The 24,099-nt window shown below is 72.3% G+C and carries 35 protein-coding genes and 1 tRNA gene; 15 read left to right on the top strand and 21 right to left on the bottom strand.

Translation table 11 applies throughout. The features are described 5' to 3' along the window. Positions 1 to 92: 92 nt before the first annotated feature. The 3 genes from ACFPZN_RS25175 to ACFPZN_RS25165 all read right to left on the bottom strand — a co-directional run bounded on the left by ACFPZN_RS25175 (position 93) and on the right by ACFPZN_RS25165 (position 3,000). Positions 93 to 1,007, bottom strand: coding sequence for an anti-sigma factor RsbA family regulatory protein (locus ACFPZN_RS25175; RefSeq protein ID WP_378284621.1), 915 nt, complete (start codon positions 1,005 to 1,007; stop codon positions 93 to 95). Next, positions 1,007 to 1,930 carry an MEDS domain-containing protein gene (locus tag ACFPZN_RS25170; protein WP_378284620.1) on the bottom strand — a complete coding sequence of 308 codons (924 nt, stop codon included), beginning with the start codon at positions 1,928 to 1,930 and terminating at the stop codon, positions 1,007 to 1,009. The genes ACFPZN_RS25175 and ACFPZN_RS25170 overlap by 1 nt, the downstream gene beginning before the upstream one ends. Before the next feature lie 80 nt (positions 1,931 to 2,010). Continuing rightward, positions 2,011 to 3,000: an anti-sigma factor RsbA family regulatory protein gene (locus tag ACFPZN_RS25165; RefSeq protein ID WP_378284619.1), complete on the bottom strand. Its 990-nt coding sequence runs from the start codon at positions 2,998 to 3,000 to the stop codon at positions 2,011 to 2,013. Between the two features lie 271 nt (positions 3,001 to 3,271). Here ACFPZN_RS25165 and ACFPZN_RS25160 point away from each other — a divergent pair. Next, positions 3,272 to 3,356 (top strand) — tRNA-Leu (locus ACFPZN_RS25160). 110 nt (positions 3,357 to 3,466) lie between these two features. Here ACFPZN_RS25160 and ACFPZN_RS25155 read toward each other — a convergent pair. The 3 genes from ACFPZN_RS25155 to ACFPZN_RS25145 are packed head-to-tail and all read right to left on the bottom strand — an operon-like array spanning position 3,467 to position 5,366. After that, on the bottom strand, positions 3,467 to 3,649 hold the full coding sequence (locus ACFPZN_RS25155) for a tyrosine-type recombinase/integrase (protein WP_378284618.1): 183 nt from the start codon (positions 3,647 to 3,649) through the stop codon (positions 3,467 to 3,469). Continuing rightward, a complete protein-coding gene (locus ACFPZN_RS25150) occupies positions 3,610 to 4,728 on the bottom strand; it encodes a site-specific integrase (protein WP_378284617.1) in 1,119 nt (372 codons plus the stop codon). The genes ACFPZN_RS25155 and ACFPZN_RS25150 overlap by 40 nt, the downstream gene beginning before the upstream one ends. Beyond that, entirely contained in the window at positions 4,725 to 5,366 is a 642-nt protein-coding gene (locus tag ACFPZN_RS25145; protein ID WP_378284616.1) for a helix-turn-helix domain-containing protein, read from the bottom strand. The genes ACFPZN_RS25150 and ACFPZN_RS25145 overlap by 4 nt, the downstream gene beginning before the upstream one ends. A 102-nt stretch (positions 5,367 to 5,468) precedes the next feature. On the opposite strand from ACFPZN_RS25145, the gene ACFPZN_RS25140 reads away from it, so the two are divergent. The 9 genes from ACFPZN_RS25140 (at position 5,469) to ACFPZN_RS25100 (ending at position 10,317) form a co-directional block, all read left to right on the top strand. Continuing rightward, the gene (locus tag ACFPZN_RS25140; RefSeq protein WP_378284614.1) at positions 5,469 to 5,690 is read left to right on the top strand and encodes a helix-turn-helix domain-containing protein; all 222 of its coding nucleotides are present in this window, start codon (positions 5,469 to 5,471) and stop codon (positions 5,688 to 5,690) included. Beyond that, positions 5,687 to 6,100: a helix-turn-helix domain-containing protein gene (locus tag ACFPZN_RS25135; RefSeq protein ID WP_378284612.1), complete on the top strand. Its 414-nt coding sequence runs from the start codon at positions 5,687 to 5,689 to the stop codon at positions 6,098 to 6,100. Before ACFPZN_RS25140 ends, ACFPZN_RS25135 begins: the two co-directional genes overlap by 4 nt. Positions 6,101 to 6,286: 186 nt before the next feature. After that, the gene (locus ACFPZN_RS25130; protein WP_378284610.1) at positions 6,287 to 7,702 is read left to right on the top strand and encodes a DnaB-like helicase N-terminal domain-containing protein; all 1,416 of its coding nucleotides are present in this window, start codon (positions 6,287 to 6,289) and stop codon (positions 7,700 to 7,702) included. A gap of 216 nt (positions 7,703 to 7,918) precedes the next feature. Then, positions 7,919 to 8,125, top strand: a complete 207-nt coding sequence (locus ACFPZN_RS25125) for a hypothetical protein (protein ID WP_378284609.1) — start codon at positions 7,919 to 7,921, stop codon at positions 8,123 to 8,125. Then, positions 8,115 to 8,777 (top strand): helix-turn-helix domain-containing protein, encoded by a 663-nt coding sequence (locus ACFPZN_RS25120; protein ID WP_378284608.1) that lies wholly within the window; start codon positions 8,115 to 8,117, stop codon positions 8,775 to 8,777. The genes ACFPZN_RS25125 and ACFPZN_RS25120 overlap by 11 nt, the downstream gene beginning before the upstream one ends. Next, positions 8,774 to 8,977: a hypothetical protein gene (locus ACFPZN_RS25115; RefSeq protein ID WP_378284607.1), complete on the top strand. Its 204-nt coding sequence runs from the start codon at positions 8,774 to 8,776 to the stop codon at positions 8,975 to 8,977. The genes ACFPZN_RS25120 and ACFPZN_RS25115 overlap by 4 nt, the downstream gene beginning before the upstream one ends. A 103-nt stretch (positions 8,978 to 9,080) precedes the next feature. Next, positions 9,081 to 9,455 carry a helix-turn-helix domain-containing protein gene (locus ACFPZN_RS25110; protein WP_378284606.1) on the top strand — a complete coding sequence of 125 codons (375 nt, stop codon included), beginning with the start codon at positions 9,081 to 9,083 and terminating at the stop codon, positions 9,453 to 9,455. After that, positions 9,452 to 10,162, top strand: coding sequence for a hypothetical protein (locus ACFPZN_RS25105; RefSeq protein WP_378284605.1), 711 nt, complete (start codon positions 9,452 to 9,454; stop codon positions 10,160 to 10,162). Before ACFPZN_RS25110 ends, ACFPZN_RS25105 begins: the two co-directional genes overlap by 4 nt. Beyond that, positions 10,159 to 10,317 (top strand): hypothetical protein, encoded by a 159-nt coding sequence (locus ACFPZN_RS25100; protein ID WP_378284603.1) that lies wholly within the window; start codon positions 10,159 to 10,161, stop codon positions 10,315 to 10,317. The genes ACFPZN_RS25105 and ACFPZN_RS25100 overlap by 4 nt, the downstream gene beginning before the upstream one ends. 551 nt (positions 10,318 to 10,868) lie before the next feature. Here ACFPZN_RS25100 and ACFPZN_RS25095 read toward each other — a convergent pair. Together ACFPZN_RS25095 and ACFPZN_RS25090 are read right to left on the bottom strand one after the other, a co-directional pair. Next, entirely contained in the window at positions 10,869 to 11,147 is a 279-nt protein-coding gene (locus ACFPZN_RS25095; protein WP_378284602.1) for a hypothetical protein, read from the bottom strand. Further along, complete coding sequence (locus tag ACFPZN_RS25090) at positions 11,144 to 11,458, bottom strand: hypothetical protein (protein WP_378284601.1); 315 nt, start codon at positions 11,456 to 11,458, stop codon at positions 11,144 to 11,146. The genes ACFPZN_RS25095 and ACFPZN_RS25090 overlap by 4 nt, the downstream gene beginning before the upstream one ends. Before the next feature lie 80 nt (positions 11,459 to 11,538). On the opposite strand from ACFPZN_RS25090, the gene ACFPZN_RS25085 reads away from it, so the two are divergent. After that, on the top strand, positions 11,539 to 12,390 hold the full coding sequence (locus ACFPZN_RS25085; RefSeq protein WP_378284600.1) for a helix-turn-helix domain-containing protein: 852 nt from the start codon (positions 11,539 to 11,541) through the stop codon (positions 12,388 to 12,390). Next, on the top strand, positions 12,387 to 12,941 hold the full coding sequence (locus ACFPZN_RS25080) for a class IV adenylate cyclase (RefSeq protein ID WP_378284599.1): 555 nt from the start codon (positions 12,387 to 12,389) through the stop codon (positions 12,939 to 12,941). Before ACFPZN_RS25085 ends, ACFPZN_RS25080 begins: the two co-directional genes overlap by 4 nt. Before the next feature lie 55 nt (positions 12,942 to 12,996). On the opposite strand, the gene ACFPZN_RS25075 is transcribed toward ACFPZN_RS25080, so the two are convergent. The 4 genes from ACFPZN_RS25075 to ACFPZN_RS25060 all read right to left on the bottom strand — a co-directional run bounded on the left by ACFPZN_RS25075 (position 12,997) and on the right by ACFPZN_RS25060 (position 14,595). Further along, positions 12,997 to 13,263, bottom strand: coding sequence for a hypothetical protein (locus tag ACFPZN_RS25075; RefSeq protein ID WP_378284598.1), 267 nt, complete (start codon positions 13,261 to 13,263; stop codon positions 12,997 to 12,999). 113 nt (positions 13,264 to 13,376) lie between these two features. Continuing rightward, a complete protein-coding gene (locus tag ACFPZN_RS25070; RefSeq protein WP_378284597.1) occupies positions 13,377 to 13,553 on the bottom strand; it encodes a hypothetical protein in 177 nt (58 codons plus the stop codon). Next, a complete protein-coding gene (locus ACFPZN_RS25065; RefSeq protein ID WP_378284596.1) occupies positions 13,550 to 14,095 on the bottom strand; it encodes a hypothetical protein in 546 nt (181 codons plus the stop codon). The genes ACFPZN_RS25070 and ACFPZN_RS25065 overlap by 4 nt, the downstream gene beginning before the upstream one ends. Before the next feature lie 89 nt (positions 14,096 to 14,184). Next, positions 14,185 to 14,595 carry a DUF6011 domain-containing protein gene (locus ACFPZN_RS25060; RefSeq protein ID WP_378284595.1) on the bottom strand — a complete coding sequence of 137 codons (411 nt, stop codon included), beginning with the start codon at positions 14,593 to 14,595 and terminating at the stop codon, positions 14,185 to 14,187. Positions 14,596 to 14,715: 120 nt separating this feature from the next. Here ACFPZN_RS25060 and ACFPZN_RS25055 point away from each other — a divergent pair, with 120 nt between their 5' ends. Then, complete coding sequence (locus ACFPZN_RS25055; protein ID WP_378284594.1) at positions 14,716 to 14,964, top strand: hypothetical protein; 249 nt, start codon at positions 14,716 to 14,718, stop codon at positions 14,962 to 14,964. Positions 14,965 to 15,018: 54 nt separating this feature from the next. Here ACFPZN_RS25055 and ACFPZN_RS25050 read toward each other — a convergent pair whose 3' ends face one another. Next, entirely contained in the window at positions 15,019 to 15,702 is a 684-nt protein-coding gene (locus tag ACFPZN_RS25050) for a DUF2637 domain-containing protein (protein WP_378284593.1), read from the bottom strand. 314 nt (positions 15,703 to 16,016) lie between these two features. After that, a complete protein-coding gene (bcp, locus tag ACFPZN_RS25045; protein ID WP_378284592.1) occupies positions 16,017 to 16,484 on the bottom strand; it encodes a thioredoxin-dependent thiol peroxidase in 468 nt (155 codons plus the stop codon). A 128-nt stretch (positions 16,485 to 16,612) separates the two neighbouring features. On the opposite strand from bcp, the gene ACFPZN_RS25040 reads away from it, so the two are divergent. Further along, positions 16,613 to 16,957 (top strand): DUF3618 domain-containing protein, encoded by a 345-nt coding sequence (locus ACFPZN_RS25040; protein WP_378284591.1) that lies wholly within the window; start codon positions 16,613 to 16,615, stop codon positions 16,955 to 16,957. On the opposite strand, the gene ACFPZN_RS25035 is transcribed toward ACFPZN_RS25040, so the two are convergent. From ACFPZN_RS25035 to ACFPZN_RS25005, 7 genes are read right to left on the bottom strand one after another with little or no spacing between them, the layout of a single operon-like run. Next, positions 16,917 to 17,225, bottom strand: coding sequence for a zf-HC2 domain-containing protein (locus ACFPZN_RS25035; protein ID WP_378284590.1), 309 nt, complete (start codon positions 17,223 to 17,225; stop codon positions 16,917 to 16,919). The two genes, ACFPZN_RS25040 and ACFPZN_RS25035, sit on opposite strands and share 41 nt — an antisense overlap. Positions 17,226 to 17,268: 43 nt before the next feature. Further along, positions 17,269 to 18,429, bottom strand: coding sequence for a carbohydrate kinase family protein (locus ACFPZN_RS25030; RefSeq protein WP_378284589.1), 1,161 nt, complete (start codon positions 18,427 to 18,429; stop codon positions 17,269 to 17,271). A 38-nt stretch (positions 18,430 to 18,467) separates the two neighbouring features. Next, positions 18,468 to 19,145 (bottom strand): SIMPL domain-containing protein, encoded by a 678-nt coding sequence (locus ACFPZN_RS25025; RefSeq protein WP_378284588.1) that lies wholly within the window; start codon positions 19,143 to 19,145, stop codon positions 18,468 to 18,470. A gap of 34 nt (positions 19,146 to 19,179) precedes the next feature. After that, positions 19,180 to 20,364, bottom strand: coding sequence for an amino acid deaminase/aldolase (locus ACFPZN_RS25020; protein WP_378284587.1), 1,185 nt, complete (start codon positions 20,362 to 20,364; stop codon positions 19,180 to 19,182). A gap of 46 nt (positions 20,365 to 20,410) precedes the next feature. Beyond that, positions 20,411 to 21,361 (bottom strand): CE1 family esterase, encoded by a 951-nt coding sequence (locus ACFPZN_RS25015; RefSeq protein ID WP_378284585.1) that lies wholly within the window; start codon positions 21,359 to 21,361, stop codon positions 20,411 to 20,413. Next, positions 21,334 to 22,416: an LLM class flavin-dependent oxidoreductase gene (locus tag ACFPZN_RS25010; protein ID WP_378284583.1), complete on the bottom strand. Its 1,083-nt coding sequence runs from the start codon at positions 22,414 to 22,416 to the stop codon at positions 21,334 to 21,336. Before ACFPZN_RS25010 ends, ACFPZN_RS25015 begins: the two co-directional genes overlap by 28 nt. Before the next feature lie 35 nt (positions 22,417 to 22,451). Continuing rightward, entirely contained in the window at positions 22,452 to 22,925 is a 474-nt protein-coding gene (locus tag ACFPZN_RS25005; protein ID WP_378284581.1) for an NUDIX hydrolase, read from the bottom strand. A 60-nt stretch (positions 22,926 to 22,985) separates the two neighbouring features. Here ACFPZN_RS25005 and purU point away from each other — a divergent pair, with 60 nt between their 5' ends. Further along, a complete protein-coding gene (gene purU, locus ACFPZN_RS25000; protein WP_378284579.1) occupies positions 22,986 to 23,894 on the top strand; it encodes a formyltetrahydrofolate deformylase in 909 nt (302 codons plus the stop codon). The last annotated feature ends 205 nt before the right edge of the window (positions 23,895 to 24,099 follow it).

The following is a 24,099-nucleotide window of genomic DNA, read 5'->3' as shown; positions in this document are numbered from 1 at the left end:
GGCTACGACGGACGGCGCCGCCCATGCGGCGCCCGGATCACCCTGATTTCGTCGCCATGTGAGACTTTCTCCGTCTTCGTCGTCCGTCCCGCTCACCGCGCCGTTCGGAGCCGGACGAACGTCCCGTCCCATCCGGCGCGCAGCTCCATCAGGTCGACCAGCAGCCGCACCGACCACAGCCCGAAGCCCCGCTCCAGCGCCGACTCCGGCGGGACGAACCCGGTCAGCGGGCCGGGACCGGGCAGCCACAGCCCGTTGTCGCCGACCTCGCACACCAGATCCGGCCCCTCCGACCAGACCCGCACCCCGACCGGGGGCGCGCCGTGCCGCAGCGCGTTCGCGGCCACCTCGTTGACGGCGGTCACGAAGTTCCGCGCGGGCTGCTCGCCCAGTCCGTGCGCGCCCGCCCGCCCGCCGACGAAGACGCGCAGCGCGTACAGGTCGTCGGACTCGACGGCGAAGTACGCGGTCTCGCGCGGGCGGTCGAACCGGCGCGTCCGGTCGCACTCCTCGCCGAAGGCGACCGGATCGACGTAGCCGGCGCTGTGCGCGCCGCAGGCCAGCAGCGGATGGGTGCGGCGCGCGTGGTCGATGACCGCGGAGGGCAGGCCGTCGAGGTCGTACGGGCACAGCGCCCGCGCCCCCGAGTCCTCGAACACGACGTTGATGAGCGACTCGTACCGTGCCCATTCGACGGTCTCGCGCGGCGACCGGCCCTGCCAGACCGGCTCGGCCAGCGCGCGCACCGGCCGCGGCATCTTGGAGACGACCACTTCCTGGTAGCTCTTCAGCGTGCGCACCGGATGCCGGTAGAAGACGGCCGAGTCGTAGAACTCGATCTCCGCGGCGAGCGGCGCCAGCACGTCGCGCAGCGCGCTCAGCCCCGGCTCGCGGACCACGACGACCACGGCCTCGCCCGCCTCCACGCCCTCCCGCAGGTACGGCGCGGTGACCGACAGGAACTCCTCGACGCCGTCGTACAGGAACGCCCTGTGCTCCAGCGTCATCAGCCCCGCCCCTCCCGCCCGGACGGGCGCGTCCCGGCGCCGTCGCGGCCCCGGACGACCCCGGGCAGCCGGTGCCAGCCGACCGTCTCGATGACGTTCTCCACGTAGGGGTGCAGCTCGTCCAGCACCAGCGTGCGCTCGCCGCCCGGCACGTTCGCCTGCCGCACCAGCAGGTTCAGCCCGCCCAGGTCGATGAAGCGCAGCCGGGAGAAGTCCAGGTGGACGGGGCGGCGGCTCCGGGCGACCCGTCCCAGCCGGTCGCCGAAGGCGGTGTGCCGGGCCGGGTCGAGCTCGCCCTCGACGCGCAGCCCGTGAGGGTCGAAGGTGCGCACTATCCTCAGGATTCCGTCGTCGTATTCGGGGTCGACCTCGACCAGCACCTCGTGGGTGTCGCGGAGCGCGGCCAGCTCCTCGGGGCGGCACGCCCGCCGGGCCACCTGGCAGATCGCCATGGCCATGGTGCTGGGCGAGACGTCCTGGCCGAAGCGGTGCTCGCAGCCCAGCATCTGGGTCAGGTCGGAGCGGCCCGGCCCGTTCAGCACCCAGGTGTAGTCGGTGGTGATCCGCACCGCGCGGAAGCCCTGGCCGAAGGTCTGCGCCGCCTCGTCGGCCAAGGTCTCGAGCATCCGCTCCGGCGAGAACCGGCCGGCGGAGTCGAGGCACGCCCGCTCGCGCGGGATGACCCGCAGCTGCCGCGACCCGGTGAGCTCGTGCAGGTCGAGCGGGGTCCGCAGGCGCATCCCGGGCAGGTCCTCCACCGGGGTGTCGGTCACGTAGACGACCTTCTCGTCGTGTTCGAGCCCCTCGCCGACGAACGCGCCGATCACGCGGTCGCGCTCCTCCGCTCCGGAATAGGCCAGCCAGGCATGGTCGCCGGGGCGTACCTCGCCGACGGGGCGTTTGGCGAACCAGGTGGTCTCCATGGCCTGCCCTACGGGGTCGTCTCGGTCTCGTTCAGCGTACGCCGGTCCGGCCGGATTGGAAGCCCAACGCATGGAGTCCCTCACGCTGTGTTGACGTCGGTCGATGGCCGGGCGGGCGCGGAACCCCCGCCCGGAGCGGGAAGCCGGAACCGCAACCGCACGGTGGTCCCGTGGTCGTCCGTCCGGATCTGGACGATGGAGCACAGCAGCCGGACCGCCCACAGCCCGAACATGCCGGGCCCTCCGTACCGCGGCGGGATCAGCCCGGGATCGGCGCCCGGCGCCCACCGGCCCGCGTCGGTGACCTGGCAGACCAGCGACCGGTCGGCGGGATCGGCCCACATCCTCAGCACGATGGGCGGGTGGCCGTGCCGCATCGCGTTGGTCACCACCTCGGTCACGGCCACCAGCAGCCGCTGCAGGCCGTCGCCGCCGAGCGGGACGCGCCGCGCGCAGTCGACGACCCACTGCCGCACCCAGTACAGGTCGGGCAGGTCGACGGGCAGCGTCTCCGCGCCGGCGGGCGGATCGTTCAGCGGCGCCCGGTCGCACTCCGCGCTGTAGGCCCAGGGGTCCATGTACCGGGGGTTGGCCAGGGCCTTGTCACCCTTGAGGGTCTCCGGGTGGGTGCGGTGCGACGCGGCGACCACGCCCGGCGGGAGGCCGCGCGCGTACGCGCACAGCAGCGAGGCGCCGGTTCCGCTGAACGCGACGTTCACCAGCGCCTCGACCCGCTGCCACTCCAGCACCTCCAGCGGGTCGCGGCCGGTCCACGCCGGCTCGCCCAGCAGCCGCAGCCGCCGCCCCTGCCAGGCCAGCGCCTCGGCCTGGCCCAGGCAGTCCGACAGCGTGCGGCAGGGATGCGCGTACCAGCGCGAGGACTCGGTGAACTCCACGGCGCCGGCCGCCGGGCCCAGCGCGTCGCGCAGCAGCAGCTCGCCGGCCGGCGGCGTCACCACGATGACGCGGTCGCCGGAGTCGATGCCGTCGCGCAGGAACGGGAGGGCACCGGCGAGATAGTCGTCCATCCCGTCGTAGGGAAGCACGCGATGGGTGAAGGGTTCGGTCACGATGACCCCACCTGCGTCGGCGGTCGCGGTGTCGCCCGCCGCGTGCGCGAGACCGCCCGGGGCGGTCGCCCGGCGCACGCGGGAGGGACCCGTCCAGCCTAAGCCGCCGCCCGCCCGATGCCGGGGCCGATTATCACCAACTGAGATATCGCCATTACGGACGGCTCTCCCCGGGGGATGCGGACGGCGAAAGTGATGTCGGACGGGCCGGTCGGGGCGCTAAGCTGTGCTCGCCTTTGTAGGTGACCGGGGCGAACGACCACGGCATCGGGCGGACGTGGCGAAATCAGGCATACGCGGCAGGTTTAGGTCCTGTTGGTGGAGACACCGTGGGGGTTCGAGTCCCCCCGTCCGCACAAGATCGATGCGGAGGACGAGCAGGTCACAGGCGTGCAGCGGTTCGGCGTCCGGGCGCTCAGAGGCCCGTTGATACTCCGCTGATACTTCCCGCCTGTGGATCATGGTTCTACGCCTCGGCGACCAGGGCGGCGAACGAGTCGGCCGCGGCGCGCTGGTTGCCGGGCAAGACGTGCGCGTAGATGTTCATGGTGATCGTCGCGCTGGCGTGGCCGAGGCGCTCGGAGACGACCTTGACCGGCGTCCCCTTGATCAGTAGCAGGGTCGCGTGGGTGTGCCGAAGGTCGTGCAACCGGATCGCCGGGGGCGCCTCCTGGCCGGCCTTGGCGAGGTGCTTCTCGCAGCGGGCGAGGTGCTGCTTAAACGCCTTGGCGAACGTCTCCGGGTGCCGGTGCGTGCCCTCGGCGTTCCCAACACCAGCGCGTCATCGCGGGCGAACTTCAGCGCCAGGCCGCCGCGCTCGCGCTTGTGCGCGCGCAGCAGCGCCACCGTGGTCTCGTCGATGTCGACCGTCCGGGGCTTGCTGGTCTTGGTGTCGCCCTCCTGAATGCGGTTCTTCTGCCCCTTCACCTTGATGACGCCGACCGACCGGCGGATTCTGAGCGTCCCGGCGTCCAGGTCGACGTCGCGCCAGCGCAGCGCGAGCAGCTCCCCGCGGCGCATCCCCGTCATGGCCAGGACCCACCACGCGGTGTGCAGGTGGGAGTGGCTGGCCGACCAGTCCAGGAAGGCACGGAGACGGACGGCCGTCCACGGGTGCATCTCCGGGGGCTTGGCCTCCTTCGCCGTGGGCGGGGTGGCCTTGTCCGCTGGGTTCTTCACCAGGAGGGCGGGCTCGGCGTCGACCGCGTCCTGGAGGGCTGAGCGCAGGATGGTGTGGATGTAGCGGACCGTCCGGGCGCTGAGCCCCGTGCCGGTCGTCTCGCCCTTGCCGTTGCGGCGCCCCGTGGTCTCCAACGTGCGGTACAGCGCGTCGATCTTCGCCGTGGTCAGGGACGCCAGCGGGACCGCGCCGAGGTACGGCTTCAGGTGGAGCCGGATGTTCTTCTTGTAGGACGCCACCGTCGAGTCACCGAGACGCAGGCCGGCCGCCCACGTGTCGAGGTACTCGCCTACCGGCTGCTTGGACGGGTCGACCCATTCGTCCCGGTCGACCTTCCCGAGCGCGTCACGCAGCGCTTTCGACGCGTCGGTGTAGGTCGTCCACTTCTCGCCGTTGGGGCCCCTGCGGCGGAAGACGGTCTTCGTCGTGCCGTCCTCCAGGGGGCGCTGGAACTTGATCCCGTACCGCTCGCCGGCCTTGGTCTTGTACGTGAAGACGCTCCCCTCCCCGGGGCTCCGGCGTCTCCGCTCCTTCTTCTTGGTCGTCACTTCTCCTCCGATCTGTCTCGCTTGGGAAGGTGGGGCTCCAATTCCTTCGCCAACTGCCGGGTGATGTGGCCTCGGCGTGTACGGCGCTGAGTGGGCGTCATCTGCCCGAGCTCGGCCAGCCGACGGTCACGCTCTTCATGCAGGGTTCGCCCGCCCCACAACTCCATTGCGGGGCGGTAGACGTCCTTGGGTTCCAGGCCCAGACGATCCGCCAACTCTGCATCCGCCTGAAACTGGATCTTCCCGTCATCGGGCATCGCGTCGAGAACCTTGCGGGCCGTCCGCCCGGTCATGGTCAGGGGCGGCTTGGGCACTTGCCGGTCGAGCCACCCGCGGTAGTACTCCAACTCGGCGCTGACCTCGGCGCCTAGTCGCACCTCGCCCTTACCCTCAAAGAACCGCGACGGCGGAACATCGTAGGCGAGGGCGAGCACGCTGAACGCGCCGATATCGATCGTCTCCCGCCGGCCGCTCTCGATTGATGCGATGTTCGCGGGCGTCCAGGCAAGTCCGAACCCGCGAACGAACGCCGCCGCCTCACGCTGGGTTTGGCCGCGCGCCTCCCGGAGTTCAGCGAGGTTCCGGCCGACTACCTGCCCGATCGTCCGCACGCGCAGTTTTGCGTCATCTCTTGCCATGGAGCGAACGGTATCAACTGCTCGCTGCTTTGACAGCAGCATGCAGGAGTGAGAGTCTGCTTGCTGTCATCAGTGCAGCATGCAACGACTTAGGCAGGTTCCATGTCTGCTCCCCCTACCACTGAGAGCCTCCTGCGCACGTGGCGCAGGAGGCATGCTCTTTCGCTAGAAGACGTGTCCGGTCTGTCCGGGCTCAGCGTTGCCACGATCAGCCGTGTCGAGCGTGGACAGCGCAACCTCGCCCCGCTCACCAAGGTCAAGGTCGCGCGCCGTCTCGGCGTCAACGTCCGGGACCTGTTCGAGGTCGAGGAACTGTCCGCGTGACCCCCGCCGAACTGCGCGCGCGGAACTTCCTGAGCGTCCGCGAGGCCGCCGAGTTCTTCGCCGACGACCAGCCGTGCGACGAACGCACCGTGCGGCGCGCCATCGAGCAGGGACAGATCCCCGCGGTCAAGGTCGGCACCAAGACCCTGATCCCCGTCGCGCCGCTCCTGGCGATGGTCCAGGCGCCGCCCCCGGCCCCGGCCGAGGCGCCCGCCACCGTCCCGACCGCCGATGCGGTGACGGCCGCGCGGGAAATCCTCCACGGGGCGCTCCGGGCGCTCGACGCGCTCACGGGGTATCACGGTCAGGATCACGGCCCCCTCGCCGAGGGCGGCACCGCTGGTCAGGCCGCCGACGCTGGGGGACCGGACGTCCCCCGACTCCCTTTCGGCGGTGCCCGTGCCTCCTGAGAAGCGAAGCGGCCCCGGGAGGTCACCGGTCCTCCGCAGGGCCGCCAGAACGTCACTCGGTTCGACGCGACATGACACCACCATCGTACGTCGTCACGGTCCGCCCCCGGAGGTACTCGACGACGTGCGCCCGGCCGCGCTGCTCGCGTGGCGCCAGGCCCGCGCGCACCTGCTCGACCAAGGGCTATGGCCCATCGTGCCCGCCTCGGTCGAGCACGCCCTGAAGCGCCGGGGGTGGTGGTGACCGACTTCGACGACCGGCCCCGGCCGCATGACATCGGCGCTGAACAGGCCACCCTCGGTGCCATGCTGTGGTCACCTGAGGCCGCGGCCAAGGTCGCCGAGATCCTTGCCCGTGACGACTTCTACCGGCCGTCACACCAGACGATCTACGAGCGCATCACGGCCATGCGGCGTGACGGAATCCCGGTCGACTCCGAGACCGTGCGGGCCGAGCTGGAGAAGCATCACGAGTTCTCCGGCGACTTCAAGCCGCCGTATCTGCACGACCTGATGACCGCGTGCCCGACCGTCACGAACGCCGACTACTACGCCCGCACCGTTGCGCGTCTAGCCTCACGCCGCCGCGTGCTCGAGACCCTGGAGCGCGCACAACAGCAGGCATGGACCGGGACCGACCTCGCCGAACTGACCGAGCGGGCAGCCTACGACCTGACCGTCGAAACGCGCCTGGCCGACGTCGAGCACGCAGTGACCGCGGTCGAGCTGGACGAGCTGCTCGCCGCTGAGGACGACACGGCCTATGACTGGGTCATCCCCGGCTTCCTGGAGCGCGGGGACCGGTTCGTCCTCACCGGCGCCGAGGGGTCCGGAAAGAGCACCCTCTTGCGCCAGGTGGGTATGCAGGCGTCCAGCGGCATCCACCCCTTCACCGGGGCGCACATCGCCCCCCTGCGCGTCCTCCAGGTCGACCTGGAGAACAGCGAGGCCCAGAGCCGGCGCGAGTTGCGCCCCCTGCGCCTGGCCGCCGGCGACCGCTACCGCGCCGGACACTTCTTCCTGCGCTCCCGCCCCGAGGGGATGGACCTCACCGGGCAGGCCGACCGCGAATGGCTGCGCCGCCTCGCCGAGACCGTTGCCCCTGACCTGCTGATCATCGGCCCCCTGTACAAGATGGCCAACGGCTCACCCATCGAGGAAGAGTCGGCAAAACCCGTCGCGGTCACCCTCGACGCGCTCCGCGTGCAAATCGGCTGCGCCCTGCTCATCGAGGCGCACGCCTCCAAGACCATGCACGGCACCCGCCGCGCCATCGAGCCCTACGGCTGGTCGGGGTGGCTGCGCTGGCCGGAATTCGGGTTCCACATCGGGAAGGACGGCCAGCTCACCCCCTGGCGCGGCCAGCGCGACGCGAGCCGGGACATCCCCGCCGCCCTCCAGCGCGGCGGCACCTGGCCATGGTCGCCCCTCACCCGGCCCCGTGACATCCTCTGGGCCCGCATCGTCGGCTACTGCGAACAGATCGGTGACCGTCCCTCGTACCGCGACCTCGCAGAGATGACCGGCGCATCCGTAGGCGCCGTACAGAAGGCCATCGCAGAGCACCGTGCCGAGTGGGACACGCTCGGAGGTGCCGAATGACCCTCGTGTACGCGCGTATTCGGCCGGTGTATCCGCCCTCTGAACTGCTCGAACAACAGGCGGATACGGATTCGCTGTATCCGCTCCTCTTCGCACACCTTCTGACCTGCGGTGTATCCGCGTATTCGCGTGTACCCCTACGGGGGGCCTTTGGGGGATACGGCCCCCAGGGGCGCGGCCGGTCCCCGGCGCGGCACGCCGCCCGGGAGGTAACCCGTGATTGACGACCAGGCCGCCGACGAACTACGGGCCGCCGTCGACGAGCGGCTCGCCGCACGCCTCGCCGACGCCCGCCGCCGCCGCGAGCAACGCGAGGCCGACCGCAAAGCCAAGAACGCCCGCCGCGCGGCCGGCCTACGCGCCCGCCACGCCCGCATTCTCGCCCGCCGCACCGCCCAGGAGGTGACCACCGATGACCGCTGACGCGCTGCCCGACATGATGCCGCCCGGCGCGGTGGCGGGTCCCTCGCGCGCACGCGCGTGTGTTAGGCGTCCGGCGTCTGTGCGACCGGTCGCGTACCTGCCGGACCCGGACGAGCGCGAGCGCCTGGCCGCCACGCTCGGCGAGACGCTGCGCCGGCTCCGGGCCGAGGCCGGTCTCGGGACGCGGGCGCTGGCGGTCAGGGCGGCGACGACCCGTTCCACCGTGGTCCGGTTGGAGCGGGGGGAGCGTCGGCCGCGCCGGTCGATGCTGTCGTCTCTGGCGATGGGGCTCGATCCCGATCGGCATGTCGAGCTGCTGGAGGTGCTCGCCGCGGCGGCCGGTCCGTCGCTGCGCCCTGAATCGGATGGTTCGGCGCGGTTCCGGCGGCGCCAGATCGAGGCGGGGATCCTGGCCGGCCGGGTGCCGTTGCCGAGCAACATCGCGCGTCCGCTGGCGTTGCACCGGCAAGCCGATGCCGCGTCCCGCAAGGCCGAGCGGATCCTTGCCCGGCCGGGCGCGCTGGATGACGCCGAGGCGCTCGCTGTGGTGAACGAGCTGATGGACGTCGCGCGGCGGCTTCGGGAGCAGGCCGGGCGGCCGTTCACGCTGTACCTCGGTAAGCACAGGATCCGGGTGGGGTACCGGTGGTGACCGGCCCGGAGAAGACGCCCCAGGAGCGGCTACGGGAGTTGCGGCAGTGGCTTGCCGAGGAGCGGCGGCAGCTCGGCGAGGAGGAGGTACGCCGCGGCCGGCGCGGTCCGCGTACCCGTCGGGAGATCGAGATCTGGGAAGAGGCCCGGAAGGGGCGCCGCCCGGCCGCCGACGATGAACCCGGAGAGACGTCCGGATGACTCCCGCACGTGCCATCACCGTGCCATCGGCGCTCATCATCGCAGGTTGCCTGCGGCGGCACCGCTCCATCAAAGCGGTTCCCGAGATGTGCGGCCGCCCGTGATGGCCGAGCAGGAAGCGCCCGCGGTCGTGGTACCGCCGGGCCTGGCCGGGCCACTTCTGCGCGTCCTGGTGCGCGCGTTGGCCCGGGAGGTGCGCGAGGACGGAGGGATGATCCCGCCCGGCCTGGCTCCGTTCCTGTCCGAACTGGCCGCCGTCGCCGACCGGCCGCCGGTTGCCGACAACGGCAACCGCGGGGAGGCGGCGGAGATGATCGATGGTGCCGGGTGGGTCACGGTTGCCCAGCTTGCCGCCGACTCCGGGCACCCTGCCCGGACACTGCGGCACTGGGCGTCCACCGGCCGTCTCCAAGCGCGCCGCGTGGCCCGTACCTGGTTGATCGATCCCGAGTCGCTGAAACGAGGTACCCCACGATGACCGCCACCAAGACCACCCGGAGGACGCCCGCCGCGGCGCCGCGCGACCCGGCCGACGACGTCGCCCAGGCCGAGGCCGAGGCGACCGAGGCCGCCGCACTGGTCGACGCCCTGGAGGAACGCGTCCGGGCTGGCGACGACGCGGTGACCGCGGCCGAGCTGGACGACGCGCACAGGCTGTCGCGGTTCGCCCGGCTCCGCCGCGAGGCTGCCGAACGCAAGGCAACCGTGGCCCGGACCGCCATGGTCGCCGACGCCCGCAAGACGCGCGCCGAGGAGATCAAGGCCGCGGCCCGGTCCGGCGCCTTGGACGTCGAGCCGCTCGCCGCCGCCTACGCGACCATGCGCGACGCCGTGACCGCGTTCGTCTCGGCGGCCAACACCTACAACCAGGCGTGGCAGCAAGCCCGCGACGGCATCGAGGGCTACCCGTTCCGGGAGGAGGAGGGCGGCCCGGCCATGGCCGATCTCGGCGTCAGGGTCGACAGCACGTTCTCGGGGCGCCCTCGGGTGATCGCTGACGGCATCGCCCGGTTCCCGCTGCGGACCAGTGAGCACCTGGCCCGCGTGGTCGTCGACGCCGAGTCGTCCATCTCACCACGGCACGGGCAGCTCCTCCGGCCGGTGGCCGAAGGGATGGCCCGCCACGCCACGATGTATCAGCCCGACCTGGCCGAGGCCGGCGAGGCGGACGGGGGCGCCGCGTGAACCTGGAACAGGCCATCACCCGCCACTATGCCGAGCAGGCCGAGGCCGAGGCGAGCAAGCCCACCAGGACCACGACCGGCCCGCCCGCGACGCTGGAGCACGCCGTCCGGGCCGCGCTGCCACCCCCAAGGCGACGGCGCGTGGCCTCACGGTGAACGCGCTGGTTTACGGCGGCATTCGATCGGCTCGGGACCGCATGTGCCCGACGACCTGGACGACGTAGCCGCGGCTGAAGTATCAGCGGCGGTATCGCGCCCTCGGCCTGCTGGCCGGGGGCGTGTTCCGTTCCTGGTCAGAGGCTCACGGCCTCGGCGCGGTGGGGGACGAACGCTCCCCCCACCCATTCCAGACGGGGCGTGACGGCCGTCGGGTGCTGAGGGGACAGCGCGTCCCGACGACCGCCACGCGCGGAGGCCGTGGTCCCGGCCCCGCTCGCGCATGAGGAGATCCGGGACCACGGGGCTTGTGCGGGGCGGTCCGGCTGCCGCGCCGTTCCGGCCAGGCCGCCCCGCGTCCAGGTGGGGCGGCCGGGGGATTCCACCCCGCCCGGCCGCCCCGATGTGAGCCCCGGTTGAGCTTCCCCGGCCGCCCGGGGCCCACGGTGGTGCCGTACGGCCGCGTGACGACAGGGAGGGACGCACGGCCGTACGACGTGGTCACCCGCGGCCCCAGGTGCGCGCCGCAACCTGCGCGGGCCGCGGGCTGTCTACGCGGGCGCGCGCGGGTGGACGAGCGCGCCGAGCTCGCGGTCGATGTAGTCGACGGCGCCGGGGATGTCGTCGCATCGGGCCATGAGCGCGCCCGTGGACGAGCGGAACCACGGGCCGTCCGGCTCACACGTGACGTTCACGGTCTCGCCGACGACCGGGTTGGACGGGTGCCAGACCCGCAGCCTGATCGGCACCTCGTGATACCGCGGCATGGCGCACCAGTCCTCACCGATCAGGGCCACGGCCAGGGCGCCAAGGAGTTCGGTATCGCTCACGTGCCGCTCTCCGGGACCTGCTCGTCGGTGTCGTCCGCCGTCCGCCACGTCACGCCCTCAGGGTCACGGCGGGCGTAGGAGATCAGGCCACCATCTCGGTATTCATGGCCCGCAATGTGCAGCCGCCGCACTGACCCGGTCGTCCCGGCCGGGGCGGTCTCCAGTTCGTCCTGGACGCGCCCGGCGGCGCGCTGCACGGAGTCGGTGACGCCGCCCGCACCACAGCCGGGGACGTCCCAACCGTAGATCTGCGGCGGCGCCCACCCGTAAAACTCCGCGATGCCTTGTCCGTCCGCGGGTGTTTGGGTCATGACGGAACCATGCCGTCACTCTCCGGCCACACTCGATCCCCCGACGGGTATCTCACGGTGAGATGTAATCTCACGGTGAGATGGAGAGCGCAGCGTACGGGCCCGTAGAACTGCCCGCCTCGGCATGGCGGCGGGCCGATTTGCGCAGCGCGCTCGCTGCCCGCGACATCGCCGCCGTGCTCCGCTTCGCTCAGCAGTATTCCGGCGCCAGTCAGGCCCGCCTCGCCACCGCGACCGGCATGGGCCAGGGTCGCCTGAATGAGATCATCAACGGCAAGCGGACCGTGACCAAGCTGGACGTGTACGAGCGCATCGCGGACGGCCTGGCGATGCCGGACGCCGCCCGCGCGCTGCTCGGTCTCGCGCCGCGGCGCGCCGAGGCCGGCGCGCTGGCCGGGCACGCCGAGATAGCCAACGTGTACGGCAGCCAGGCCGACGTCGCTCGCGAACTGCGTGAGCACGCGGGTACGGCCGAGGCTCTCGACATCCTGGCCGTCCGCGTCCTCGGCTTGGTCGCCATGAACGACTCCCTCCTTCGCGGGCCGCTCACCGGGCGGAAGACGCCCGTCCGCGTCCGCGTGCTGCTGCTGGACCCGGACGCGCCGGCGGCCGCGATCCGTGCCGAGGAGATCGCCGAGTCCGTCGAGTCGTTCACGGCAGGGATACGGTTGTCGCTGGCGCGGCTGGCCGAACTGGACGGGCACCCGCGGATGCGGCTACAGGTCCGGCTGTACGACGACCTTCCGACGTGGCGCATGCTGTCGTTCGACGGGACGCTGTACCTATCGGCGTTCGGGTCCACGCACGAAGGGCACCGGTCCGGGGTGTACAAGCTCACGGCAGCGGCCGATGGCGTGCTGCATGCAGGGTTCAGACGGCATTACGACGACGTGTGGCGGCGGGCACGGCGCCCAGGAGGGGATGACCGGTGATCGAGGCTGAGCTGAAGGCGCGGGTACGCGACCCTGAGGGACTGCGCGAGCAGCTGCGGAAGCGCGCTGAGGAGGAGCCGAGCGTCTACCGGGACACCTACTACGACCGGGTGGACGGTTCGCTGACCGCCGAGGGTCGGGAACTGCGGATGCGGGTGGTCGACCGGAGCGGCACGCGTCAGACGATCCTGACCTACAAGGAGCCGGCCGTGGACGAGGCATCCGGGTCCAAGCCTGAGCACGAGACGAAGGTGGCGGACCCGGCCGTGGTGGACACGGTGCTCCGTGCTCTGGGCGCTGTGGAGCACGTCCGGCTGACGAAGGACTGCGTGAACTACCGGTTCAACGCGCGCGGCATGACCATGCTTGCGACGGTGGTCACCGTGCCCGAGCTTGACGGGACGTTCGTCGAGTTGGAGACGCTCGCCGCCGAGGACGAACTTGCCGAGGCGCTCGGCGCCGTCCGCGCGGTCCTGGCTGAGCTGGGCATCACGGACGCGGACCTGACGACCGAGCAGTACACCGACGCGGTACTTCACGCCCGCGCATGAACGTGCGAGAGCCCCGCCGGTCGGTGACCGTACGGGGCTCCTGTGAGGGCCGGTTCTAGCCGCTGTAGTCGACAGGGAACGGGCGCACCGAGTCGTAGCCACGGCACCACTGCCGGAACTGTTCACGCTCGACCGCCGTCACGGCGTCGAGCCGGTACGGGCATGTCCACAACGTGAACGGCTCTCCGGCCGTCGCGGCATCCCGGCCGCGGCCGTAGGCGTCCCACACCACTGACCACACCCCCGACTCCCCATCGGCGAGCGCTTGGGCGCAAAGCTCGGGACGGGTTTGGGCGTAGGTGCGGCCCCAGATGAATCGCATGGCACGGTCGCGGCCGGCGCGCCCGCGCCACGGGTACGTCTCGAGCGGCAGTCCGCGGCGGGCGGCCACGCTCGCGCAGACTCGCGCCGTACGCCGATCCTGCTCCGACAGGCTCACGACCGGCCGCCCGTGATCACGCGGAAGCTCCGGCGACGCTCAGCCGCGGCCACTGATACCAGCGGCCCCGCCTCGGCCTCGGCGCGCTTGCGCGCGGCCCGGACGCGGGCGAGTGCGTTGGTCAACTCGGCCTCCAGGGCCTGCAACTCGTCGAGTTGCTCGACGCTGGTCACGCCGTGATCGCGTCGAGAACCAGGCGGACCGCCTCGGCGAACGGGTCGCCACCGGGGCCGCGGGTCATCTCCAGGACGGCCAGGAGTTCGCGCGCTTGGCCGGCGGTGAGGACCGCGGCCACGTCGTTCGGGCCGTCCACCACCACGCGGGGCAGCATTCCGGGAACCTGAAAGGGCAGCACCTCGGCCAAGGTGAGCCCGTCGCCGTCTCGGCGGGCGATGAGCACTGGCATGCCCCGGTGGTGGTGGTGCCGCTTGGGGCCTTCGATGCACCAGGCCGGGCAGACGCTCGCCTCGGCGTCCCGCACCGTGGCGGGTTCGCCGGCGGGCCAGTCGTTCGACTTGCCCTCGGCGGCCGGTTCGGTGTGCGAGGCGCAGGCGAACACCTGGGCGCCGTTCACGGTGCCCACGGGGACGCTCGGGATGCCCTGGGCCTCGGCGAGGTAGTCGGCTTTGCAGACCACGCACGCGGTTCCGTCGGCCTGACCGACGGACAGGCGCGCCGGGGTGAACGTCACGCGGTGGGTAGGCTTCTGAGCCATGGGTGAGACCTCTCTTGCAGGTTGAGCCCAGGGGCCCGGCCAGCGCCGGAATCGCTGCGTCCGGGCCCGCCTTGTCAGCGGGGGAAGGGTCAGGCCGCGACGAGTGCGGCGAAGTGGTCAAGGATGTCGGCGGCCACCAGGTGGTTGCAGCGGCCGAGGCGCTGCCCGGCCTTGCAGGTGCATGACCGCTCGGTGGTGTCCACGAGGTAGGTCGAGACGCCGTCCGAACCGTTGGCGAGGTACTGGCCCTCGAACCGGGTCCGAACGATCGCGCCGTCGTCGATCAGCTGCTCGGCCTTGTCGAGCACGCGAGCGCCGTCCTTGAAGGCGGACACGTCGGCGGCGCGGGTGGCGGTGGTGAGCGCCTGGCGCTCGGCGTCCTCGCGACGCTTCAGGGCCCAGCAGCGGGCGCCGTAGCCGCGGGCGACGGAGCGGGCGTTGGTGAGCAGGCCGCGGCAGCGCTGGCAGTTCGCCGTCGGAACCTTGGTCCGCTTCGCCATGTCGCGCTCCCTTGCTCGCTTGCCCTAACCGGGTAGCTACATGGTATGCACAAACCTGGTAGCTACACAACGGGTGTGCGAGGATTCTCCGTAGCTACACGAGCGACGGAGGATGAGCCCGTGGACGACCAGAAGCTCCCACCAGCCAAGACGCCGACCAGACCTATCCGGGTCCCCATCCCGATGTGGGAGGCGTACGGCCGCGTGTGCGCCCGACTTGGCACCGACCGCACGCCCGACCTCCTCGACCACATGCGTGAGCGAATCCAGCAGCACGGGGACGCCCAGGACCTCGCCGACCTGGAGAGCGCAGAGCAGGAGCTGGCCGAGCGTCGGTCACGCAAGGGCGGTCGGCCGCGGCGCACCTGAGCAGCAGCGAGGGCCGTCACCGGCAGCTGGTGACGGCCCTCGGCGTGCTGCTGGCTACGCGCCCTCGGCGAGCGCCTCGCGGATCGCCACGGCGCGCGGGTACCCGACCCGCATCTCTCGGCGGACCGCTCGGACGGACGGCACCGCGCCGGCCGCGAGCACCTCGGCGAACCGGTCGCGGGCGGTCGCGATCACCTCGGGATCGGCGGGACCGTCATCCTCGGCAGGCTCGGACACATCGCCGTTGACCAGCGGCCCCTGGCGGTCGCGACCGTTCGCGACCACCCCGGCCGGCGCCGCGACCGGCACTGTGGGGAACGGTGGCCACCACGTCAACGCCCGCGGCGCCGCCTCGGCCCGGCCGAGCCGGATCATCCCCATGAGCAGCTCGACGACGACCACGAGCGTGACCGCCGGCCAGGCGGCGATGATCGCGCCGATGGGGCCGTGAGCGATGCCGTGCAGGACGTTGACGGCCACCGTTGCCCCGATGCCCAGAGCGAGCGCGACGCGCGCCAGGACGGGCGCTGAGACCCGGCGGCGGGCCGCGTCGAGCAGCACGAGGGACGCGACGAACACAAGCCCGTCGATGGTGAGGGGTAGGAGGCGGCCGGTGGTGCCGGTCTCGCCGTGGGCGATGGCTACGCCGTAGGCGTGCCGGTAGGAGATGAAGGCCGCGATGGCGCCGATGGCTACCACGGTGGCCGCCGCGCTCGCGCGGATGAAACGATCGTGCATGGGTCCGGGACTCCTCCGGGCCAAGGCCCCGGCCGGTGGTTGCATCACCGCGTCCGGGGCCGTCTGCTGTGGACGGCTTCTCCCCCCCGGAGTCCTGGTGTGGGGGAGCGCGGGCGTGATCCCTACGGTGATACTTCGCGTGATACGGCCGCCCGTGTATCGGGATGCTCCCGGATGTGCCTCGTACGGGGCGGGGGCGGCGAAGTGGCAGCGTACGGCGCGGTTCTGGGTATCTGCGGGACGGGGGGTGTATCACCCTTTGGGGGAGTTCGAGTCCCCCCGTCCGCACAGCACCCCGCCGGCCGCGCGGCGCCTCACAGCTCCAGGTCGCGGCGCAGCCGCTCCACGTGCCCGGTGGCCTTCACGTTGTAGTACGCCTTCTCCACCTTGCCCTCGGCGTCGATGATGAAGGTCGACCGGATCACCCCCACCACCACCTTGCCGTACAGCTTCTTCTCGCCGTACGCGCCGTAGGCCTTCAGCACCTCGGTGTCGGGGTCGGACAGCAGCGGGAACGTCAGCCCCTCCTTCTCCCGGAACTTGGCCAGCTTGGCGGGCTTGTCGGGGGAGACGCCCACGACCGTGACGCCCGCCGCCTCCAGTTCGGCCAGGTTGCTCTGGAAGTCGACCGACTCCTTGGTGCAGCCGGGCGTCATCGCCGCCGGGTAGAAGTAGAGGATCACCCGCCTGCCGCGCAACGACGCCAGGGTCACCGGGGCGCCGTCGGCGTCCAGCAGCTCGAATTCGGGTGCGACGTCGCCGGGCTCCAACCGATCGGACACCGGGTACCGCCTTTCTGTGGGATGGTCGGCTCCACCGTACCGGCTGGGGTGGAGCGGGCGTTTCCCGGCAAGACCTGCAAGACTGTTCGGATCATGCGTGGCTGAGGCTCGAACGAGAAGGAACTGGCATGGCTGACAGGTCCCGCGACCCGGAGGCGCTGGAACGGCGGATCGAGCGCACCCGCCAGGAGCTCGCACAGACGATCGACGAGCTGGCGGAGCGGGTCAACCCCCGCAACGTGGCCCAGCGCGGCGCCGAGCGGCTGAAGGACGAGGCGGGCCAGGTCGCCAAGGCCGTCAACGCGATGATCTCCCCGGCGTTCGACGGGGCCGGCGGCAAGGACAAGAACGAGGACGAGGACGACGTGCCCGGCGCGGGCGGCGGCGTCGACCCCCGGCTGGTCCTGGCCGGAGTGGGCGCCGCGGTCATCGTCACCGCCCTGGTGGTCTGGAGGCGGCGCAGGCGCCGTTGAGCAGCCTGGACGAGGCGCCGGAGGGCCGCGTGCGAGCGCGGCGCCCGGCGCCTCGTTCCGTGCGGGGCGCCGCGGCCGCCTCGCCGTCGGCGGGGGCCATCGTCCGGGTCAGCAGATCGGCCACCGCGCGAAGCTCGTCCAGCTCGGCCCGGCAGCCGCCGCAACCGGCCAGGTGCTCGCGCAGCACGGCGGCCTCGTCCCCGGCCAGCCGCCCGATGGCGTAGACGCCGAGGCCGACCCTGTACTCCCCGCAGTCGGTTCCTCCCACGCCCTCAGGTACGCGCCGCGCCCCGCGGGCGTTCACGCGATGTTCAGAACGCGCCGTGCCGCAGGGTCGGCTCGGCCCTGGTGACCGAGTCGGCGCCGCGTTCCAGCTCGGCCTCGGGAATGTAGGGCACCACGAACGCGTACCGCTCCAGCACCTCCGGCGGCACCTCCCCGTCCTCGCCGAACGCCGCGATCTCGCCCCAGCACGGGGCGCCCAGCGAACCGCTGTGATGCCGCACCGACAGGCCCGCGCACAGGTTGGCGAAGCGCAGCCGGTGGTCCAGCGACCAGCCCGCGAGCGTCCCGTACACGAAACCCGCGGCGAACACGTCCCCGGCGCCGGTCGGGTCGAGCGCGGTCACCGGCAGCGCCGCGGCCGACGCCCGCTCCCCGGTCGCCGAGTCGACCGCGATCGCCCCCTGCGCCCCCTGCTTGACCACCACGACCGGGACCCGCTCGGACAGCGCGGCCAGCGCGTCCTCCGCGGTGCGGGTGCGGGTGTAGGCCATGGCCTCCACGGCGTTGGGCAGGAACACGTCCACATGCTCCAGCCGGTCCAGCACGTCGGTCGACCAGGTCTCCGTCGGATCCCACCCCAGGTCGCCGAAGACCAGCGCCCCCGTGGCGCGCAGCGCCCGCGCCCACCCCGGCACGGGACGATCGATGTCGACGAAGCAGGTCGCGGCCCGCGGCGGCCCGGCGACCAGATCGTCGGCCGGCAGCGGCAGCGGCCGCGCGAACGTCACCATGCTCCGGTCGGAGGCGTAGGCCAGCGACACCGTCACCGGGGTCGACCAGCCCGGGACCCGCCGCGCCCAGCGCAGATCGACGTTCTCCTGCTCCGACAGCGCGCGCCACAGGTAGGCGCCGAACATGTCGTCGCCGAACGCCGCCGCCAGCCCGGTGCGCAGCCCGAGCCGGCTCATCGCGACCGCGATGTTGGCGACCCCGCCCGGAGCCGAGCCGAGCCCGTCGGTGACCAGCTCCGTACCGGGCGGCGGCAGCCCCGGCAGCCCGGTGAAGATCATGTCCATGAACACCTGGCCGGTCAGGAACACGTCCAGCTCGCGCGCCGCGGTCTCGGGCCGCCCGTGCAGATGCAGCAGATCCCCGGCGGGGACCCGCTCACTGCAGGGATCCTCCAGCGACGGCTCGGGCGCCCGCCCGATCCCCGGTGGTGCCGCCGTCTCCTTTTCTGTGGTCATCTACCCCCTCTTTTCATTGTGGGGGGTCACTGTGGGTGTCAGTCCAGGTCGGGGGATGTGGCGGTGAAGCGGGCCTCGACGGCGGCGCGGACGATCTGGGTGGCGGGTTCCAGGTCGATGGACGGGGGTTCGGCGCCCTCGGCCACGGCGGCCGGGGCGCCGTAGCCGGCCATGAGGGCCATGGGCTGGGCGGGGGCGCGGGTGTCGCTGGTCAGGCCCTCGTCGGCCAGCTCGACCAGGCCGGTGAGGCGGGCGCCCAGGGCCTCGGCGTAGCTGCGGGCCCGTTCGACGGCCTCGCCGGCGGCCTGGCGGGCGGCCTGCTTGTAGATCTCGCTGTCGCGGCGCAGGCCCCAGTCGGGGCCGTGGACGTAGGCGCGCTCCAGGTCGCCCAGCCGGGTCACCAGCTCGCCGAGCACGGCGAAGTCGGTGACGGTGAAGCGGATCCAGACCGTGCCCTGGTAGGCGCGGATGTCGCCCTCACGGCGCCGGTACTTCAGCTGCGGCGTGATCGACAGGCCGCCGGTCTCCAGCTTCTCGATCGCGTCCCCGTACGACCTGATCAGCTCCAGCGCGGCCTGGTTGCGTTCCACCAGCCGGTCGAGCGCCTCCCGCCGGTCGCGTTCCTGGGACTGGACGTGTACCGACAGCCGGGCGATCTCCGGCTCGACCTCCAGGACCGCCTCGCCGCGAACGCTGATCAGGGGTGCGTGGGTCATACGGGCCAACGTAGCCGGTCAGGGCCCCTCCGGGTCAAAGGAACGTGGCGCCCTCGCCGCGGTAGGTGGGGACGGTCCGGACGAGGCGGTCGCCCTCCAGCAGATGGAGCGTAGCGAAGCGCTCGCACAGCTCGCCGGCCTTGGTGTGGCGGAACCAGACGCGGTCGCCGAGGTCGAGGAGGTCGGCGGTGGCGCCCACCAGCGGGGTCTGGACCTCCCCGGCGCCCTCGTCGGAGTCGTAGGAGAGCCCGGTCGGCAGGTAGGGCTGGGGGAGCCGCAGCGGGTCGGCGGGGCCGGAGGCGAGGTAGCCGCCGCCCAGGCAGGTGACGACGCCGGGTCCGGGGCGGCGGACGACGGGCAGCGCGAACAGGGCGGCCGGGCGGCCCTGGAAGTTGGAGTAGTGGTCGAACAGGTGCGGCTGGTAGAGCCCGGAGCCGGCGGCGATCTCGGTGATGGCACGTTCCCGGGCGGTCTTCTCGACGCTGCCGGTGCCGCCGCCGTTGACGAACTCCAGGTCGGCCAGTTCGCGGACGGCCCGGACGATCTCCGCGCGGCGGATCGCCAGCTCCAGCCGGGAGCGGTGCTGCATCGCGCGGATGGCGCGGGCCCGCGCGGGCTTGCCGGGCGGGGTGTCGCCGACCCCGGCGATCTGCGACTCGTAGGCCATGAGCCCGGTCAGCCGCAGGCCGGGCCGCTGGACGATCTCCTCGGCGAACGCGTGCGCGTCGGCGGCGGTGCGCAGCGGGGAGCGGCGGGCGCCGAAGCGGAGGCGCCCGCCCAGCGGGCGGTACGAGGCGTCGATGTCCACGCAGACCCGGATCGGCCGCCCGCCCGCGTTCTTCTCGATCAGGTCGAGGTGGGCGGGGGAGTCGACCATGAGGGTGACGGTGGCGGCGGCGCGGTCGTCGGCGGCGAGTTCGGCGATGGCCGTGCGGTCGGCGGTGGGGTAGGCGACCAGGATGTCGTCGCTGGTGCCGTGCCGGGAGAGCCAGAGCGCCTCGGGGAGGGTGAACGCCATGACGCCGGCGAAGCCGTCCATCGCGAGCACCTCGTCCAGGAGGGCCCGGCAGCGCACCGACTTGCTGGCCAGCCGGATCGGTGTGCCGGCGGCGCGGCGGACCAGGTCGGCGGCGTTGGCGCGGAACGCGGCGAGGTCGACGGCGGCGAACGGCGCTTCCAGCGTGGCGGTGGCGGCGTCGTAGCGCTCCCGGAGGTTCATGGGGACCACAGTATCGGGAGAACGGGAAGGTGAAAACTTCTCGCGTTTACCGTCGCGGATGGTCGGCGAAGAAGTTCCACAGCATCCGGCTCGCCCCCGCGGGCCAGCGGTGCGTGCCGCCCTCGATCTTGCAGAACGTCACCTCGGCGCCGCGCGCGCCCTTGCCCGTCCCGGAGCACTCGGCGCCGTTGCTCAGCCCGCGCAGCGGCCGTTTCGGCGCGGGCAGGTCGCCGACCCGCCGCCAGAAGTCGACCGCCTCCGACACCGGCGGGAACGGGCGGCCGTCGTTGAAGTCGCGGCGCCCGCCGCCGTCGAACGGCACGCTCTTGTCCGCGGTGCCGTGCACGATCATCGCCGACACCGGCCGGTCCGGCTCGCACGGCGTGACCAGGGCGCCCTCGACCACCCCGATCCCGGCCACCTTCGCGGGGCGCTCGCAGGCCAGCCGGTAGGCCATGCCGGCGCCGTTGGAGAACCCGGTGACGTGCACCCGGTCGGGGTCGGCCAGCCCGGCCCCGGTCAGCTCGTCGATCAGCTTGCTCAGGAAGCCGACGTCGTCGATCTTCCCGAGCTTGGCGGCGCCGCAGCAGTCGCCCGCGTTCCAGGTGGTCATGAACCCGTCGGGGTAGGCGACCAGGAAGCCCTTGTCGTCGGAGATGGCGTCGTAGCCGGTCAGGTCGCGCATCTGCTGCATGGTGGCCAGCCCGCCGTGCAGCGCGAGCACCAGCGGCAGCGGCTTGGCCGGCTTCCCGTCGCGCCAGGCGCCGCGGGTGAGCTTGGGCGGTACGTGCAGCAGGTACTCGCGGTGACCGAAGGTGCCCACGTCCAGCTTCCGCTTGTGCGTGCCGGGGGCGGTGGGGATGCCCTTCACCTTCTCGGGCGGCTTCTCGGTCGCGTCGGGTGTCTTCCTGAACTCCGGGTCGCCGGCCCGGTCGGGGCTGGAGCAGCCGGCCGCGAGCAAAGTCAGGGTCAACGGGAGGGCAAGGAGTCGCCGCATGCGAGCGAATGTAACCCGAGCGGCCCGCGCGAAACTACCGACGGGTAGGAATCCGGGGTCAGCCCGGCGAGCTGCGCCAGCCGGCGGTGCGACTCCAGCCGCAGCGCCCGGTCGTGGGTGCTGGTGTGGACGAGGATCTCGTCCGCGCCGCTGCGCTCGACGAGGTCCTCCAGGGCCTCGGCCACCTCGTCCTCGGTGCCGTGCAGGTGGCCGCGCAGCGCCTGGTCGAAGAACCGGCGCTCGCGCTCGCCCATGTCCAGCGCCAGGATCCGCTCGGCCGGGGCCAGCGGCGGAAACTCGCCGTGGACGCGGGACCACGCGCTCGACCAGGCCTCCGGGACCAGCATCCGCCACGCCTCCTCGCGCGTGTCCGCGATCGCGACCGTGCCGGAGACGACCACGTACGGCTCCTGCCCCCACGCGGTCGGACGGAAGCCCGCCCGGTACCGGTCGATGGCCTCCAGCATCCGCGCCTCGCCGCGGGCCGCCGCGATGACCAGCGGCAGCCCGAACGAGGCCGCCAGGTCCGCGCCCGATCCGGTGGCCAGGACGAACGCCGGCACCCGCAGCCCCTCGGCCGGCCACGCGTGCACGCCGGGGTGGACGTCCTGGTCCCCGGTGAAGTAGCCGAGCAGTTCCCTTAGCCGAGCCGCGAAGTCGTCGGCGTCGCGCCGGTCGTGGCCGAGCGCGCGCCGTACGCCGCCGGTGAAGCCCACGGACCGGCCAAGCCCCATGTCGATGCGCCCGGGGTGGAGCGACTCCAGGACCCCGAACTGCTCGGCGACCACGAGCGGCTGGTGGTTGGGCAGCATCACCCCGCCCGTGCCCACCCGGATGCGGGAGGTCGCCGCGGCCACGGCCGCCGCGAGGACGGTCGGCGCCGGCCCCGCCACCCCCGGCACGCCGTGGTGCTCGGAGACCCAGAAGCGGTGGTACCCCATCGCCTCGGCCTGCCGCGCGAACTCCACCGTGTCGCGGAGCGCCCGGGGATGGCCCTCGCCCTCGCGGGTCCGGGACCGGTCGAGGATCGAGAAGCGGATCGTGCGAAGGCTCACCTTCTCGTCAACATCCTGCGTGGTGGTGCATTCCGTCAGCGAGCGAGGAGCGACGAGACGACCGCGGGCAGTTCCGGGGGCTCCAGGACGCCGGACGCGGCGAGCCCGGCCAGCTCCTCCTGAGCGAACCAGCGGAGCTCCAGGAATGTCTCGTCCTCCTCCGGGGTGAACGCCGCCGGGGCCGCCTCCGGGACTCCGTCGAACCGGGCCAGGAAGAACGGCTCGGTCTTGACGTACCGCGTGCCGAGCCAGACGGTGTCGCGCCGCACCGGCACCGACACGTCCCGGACGGCCTCCGGCGGCAGCCCGGTCTCCTCGTACAGCTCTCGGCGGGCGGCCTGCAGCGGGCTCTCGCCGGGCTCCACGCCCCCGCCCGGCGGCTCCCAGAACCTGTTCCCCGTCAGGGTGTCCTGCCAGCGCATCAGCAGGACCCGCCCGCGCCCGTCCAGGCACACGACTCGGACGGCTTCACGCCCCTCTGGCGCCGCCGCGGCTTCTTCGGCTACCACCCCGGCACCACACCCTCCGCGTAAGCTCGTATATCTCCAGACCTCATTTCACCAGCGAAAGTGGCGCCCGTGTCCGAATTCGTGCTGACGCTCTCGTGCCCGGACCGTCCCGGCATCGTCGCCGCGGTGTCCGGTCTGCTGGCCGAGCGCGGTTGCAACATCCTTGAGAGCCAGCAGTACAGCGACCGGGGGGTGCGGGGGGTCGACCCCCCGCAAGCGGCAGGTGTGCGCGAGGATGGGGACGGCGGGCGGTTCTTCATGCGGGTGCAGTTCACCGGGCTGCCCGACACCGACCCCGACGAGCTGCGCGGCGCGTTCGCCTCGCTGGTGCCCGAGCTGGGCCTGGAGTGGAACCTGACCGAGACCGCCCGCCGCGAACGCGTGCTGATCATGGTGTCCAAGGCCGGCCACTGCCTGAACGACCTCCTCTACCGGCAGCGGTCCGGGCTGCTGGACATCGAGATCGTCGGGGTCGTCTCCAACCACCCCGACCTGCGCCCGCTCGCCCAGTCGTACGGGCTCGACTACCACCACCTGCCGGTGGCCCGGGGCGGCAAGGCCGCGCACGAGGCCGAGGTGCTCACGCTGGTCGACCACTACCGGGCCGACCTGGTGGTGCTCGCCCGCTACATGCAGATCCTGTCCGACGACTTCTGCGGCAAGCTGCCCGGCCGGATCATCAACATCCACCACTCGTTCCTGCCGGGCTTCAAGGGCGCCCGCCCGTACCACCAGGCGCACGCGCGCGGCGTCAAGCTGATCGGCGCCACCGCGCACTACGTGACCGCCGACCTGGACGAGGGCCCGATCATCGAGCAGGAGGTCGCGCGGGTCGACCACACCCACAGCCCGGAGGACCTGATGGCGGTGGGCCGCGACATGGAGTGCCTGGCCCTGGCCCGCGCCGTGCGCTGGCACGCCGAGCACCGCGTCCTGCTGAACGGCGACCGCACCGTCGTCTTCCGCTGAGGTGACGCCGGCGCGGCATGCCGGGTTTCACTGAGCGTCGCCATGCGTCACCATGGGTGATCGTTGCTTGAGCGCCTCGGGGGTGGTGATGGGCGACACGCTGGTCTCGACGACGGGCCATGCCGGTTCAGGCCACCGGCCAGCATCCCCGACAGGCGCGCGGTCTCCCCGGTCAAACGCCGCAACCGGTCCTGACCCGAAGCGG

The sequence above is a fragment of the Actinomadura rugatobispora genome, assembly GCF_042656285.1.
Classification (GTDB): domain Bacteria; phylum Actinomycetota; class Actinomycetes; order Streptosporangiales; family Streptosporangiaceae; genus Spirillospora; species Spirillospora rugatobispora.
This window is presented reverse-complemented; position numbering and strand designations above follow the sequence as displayed.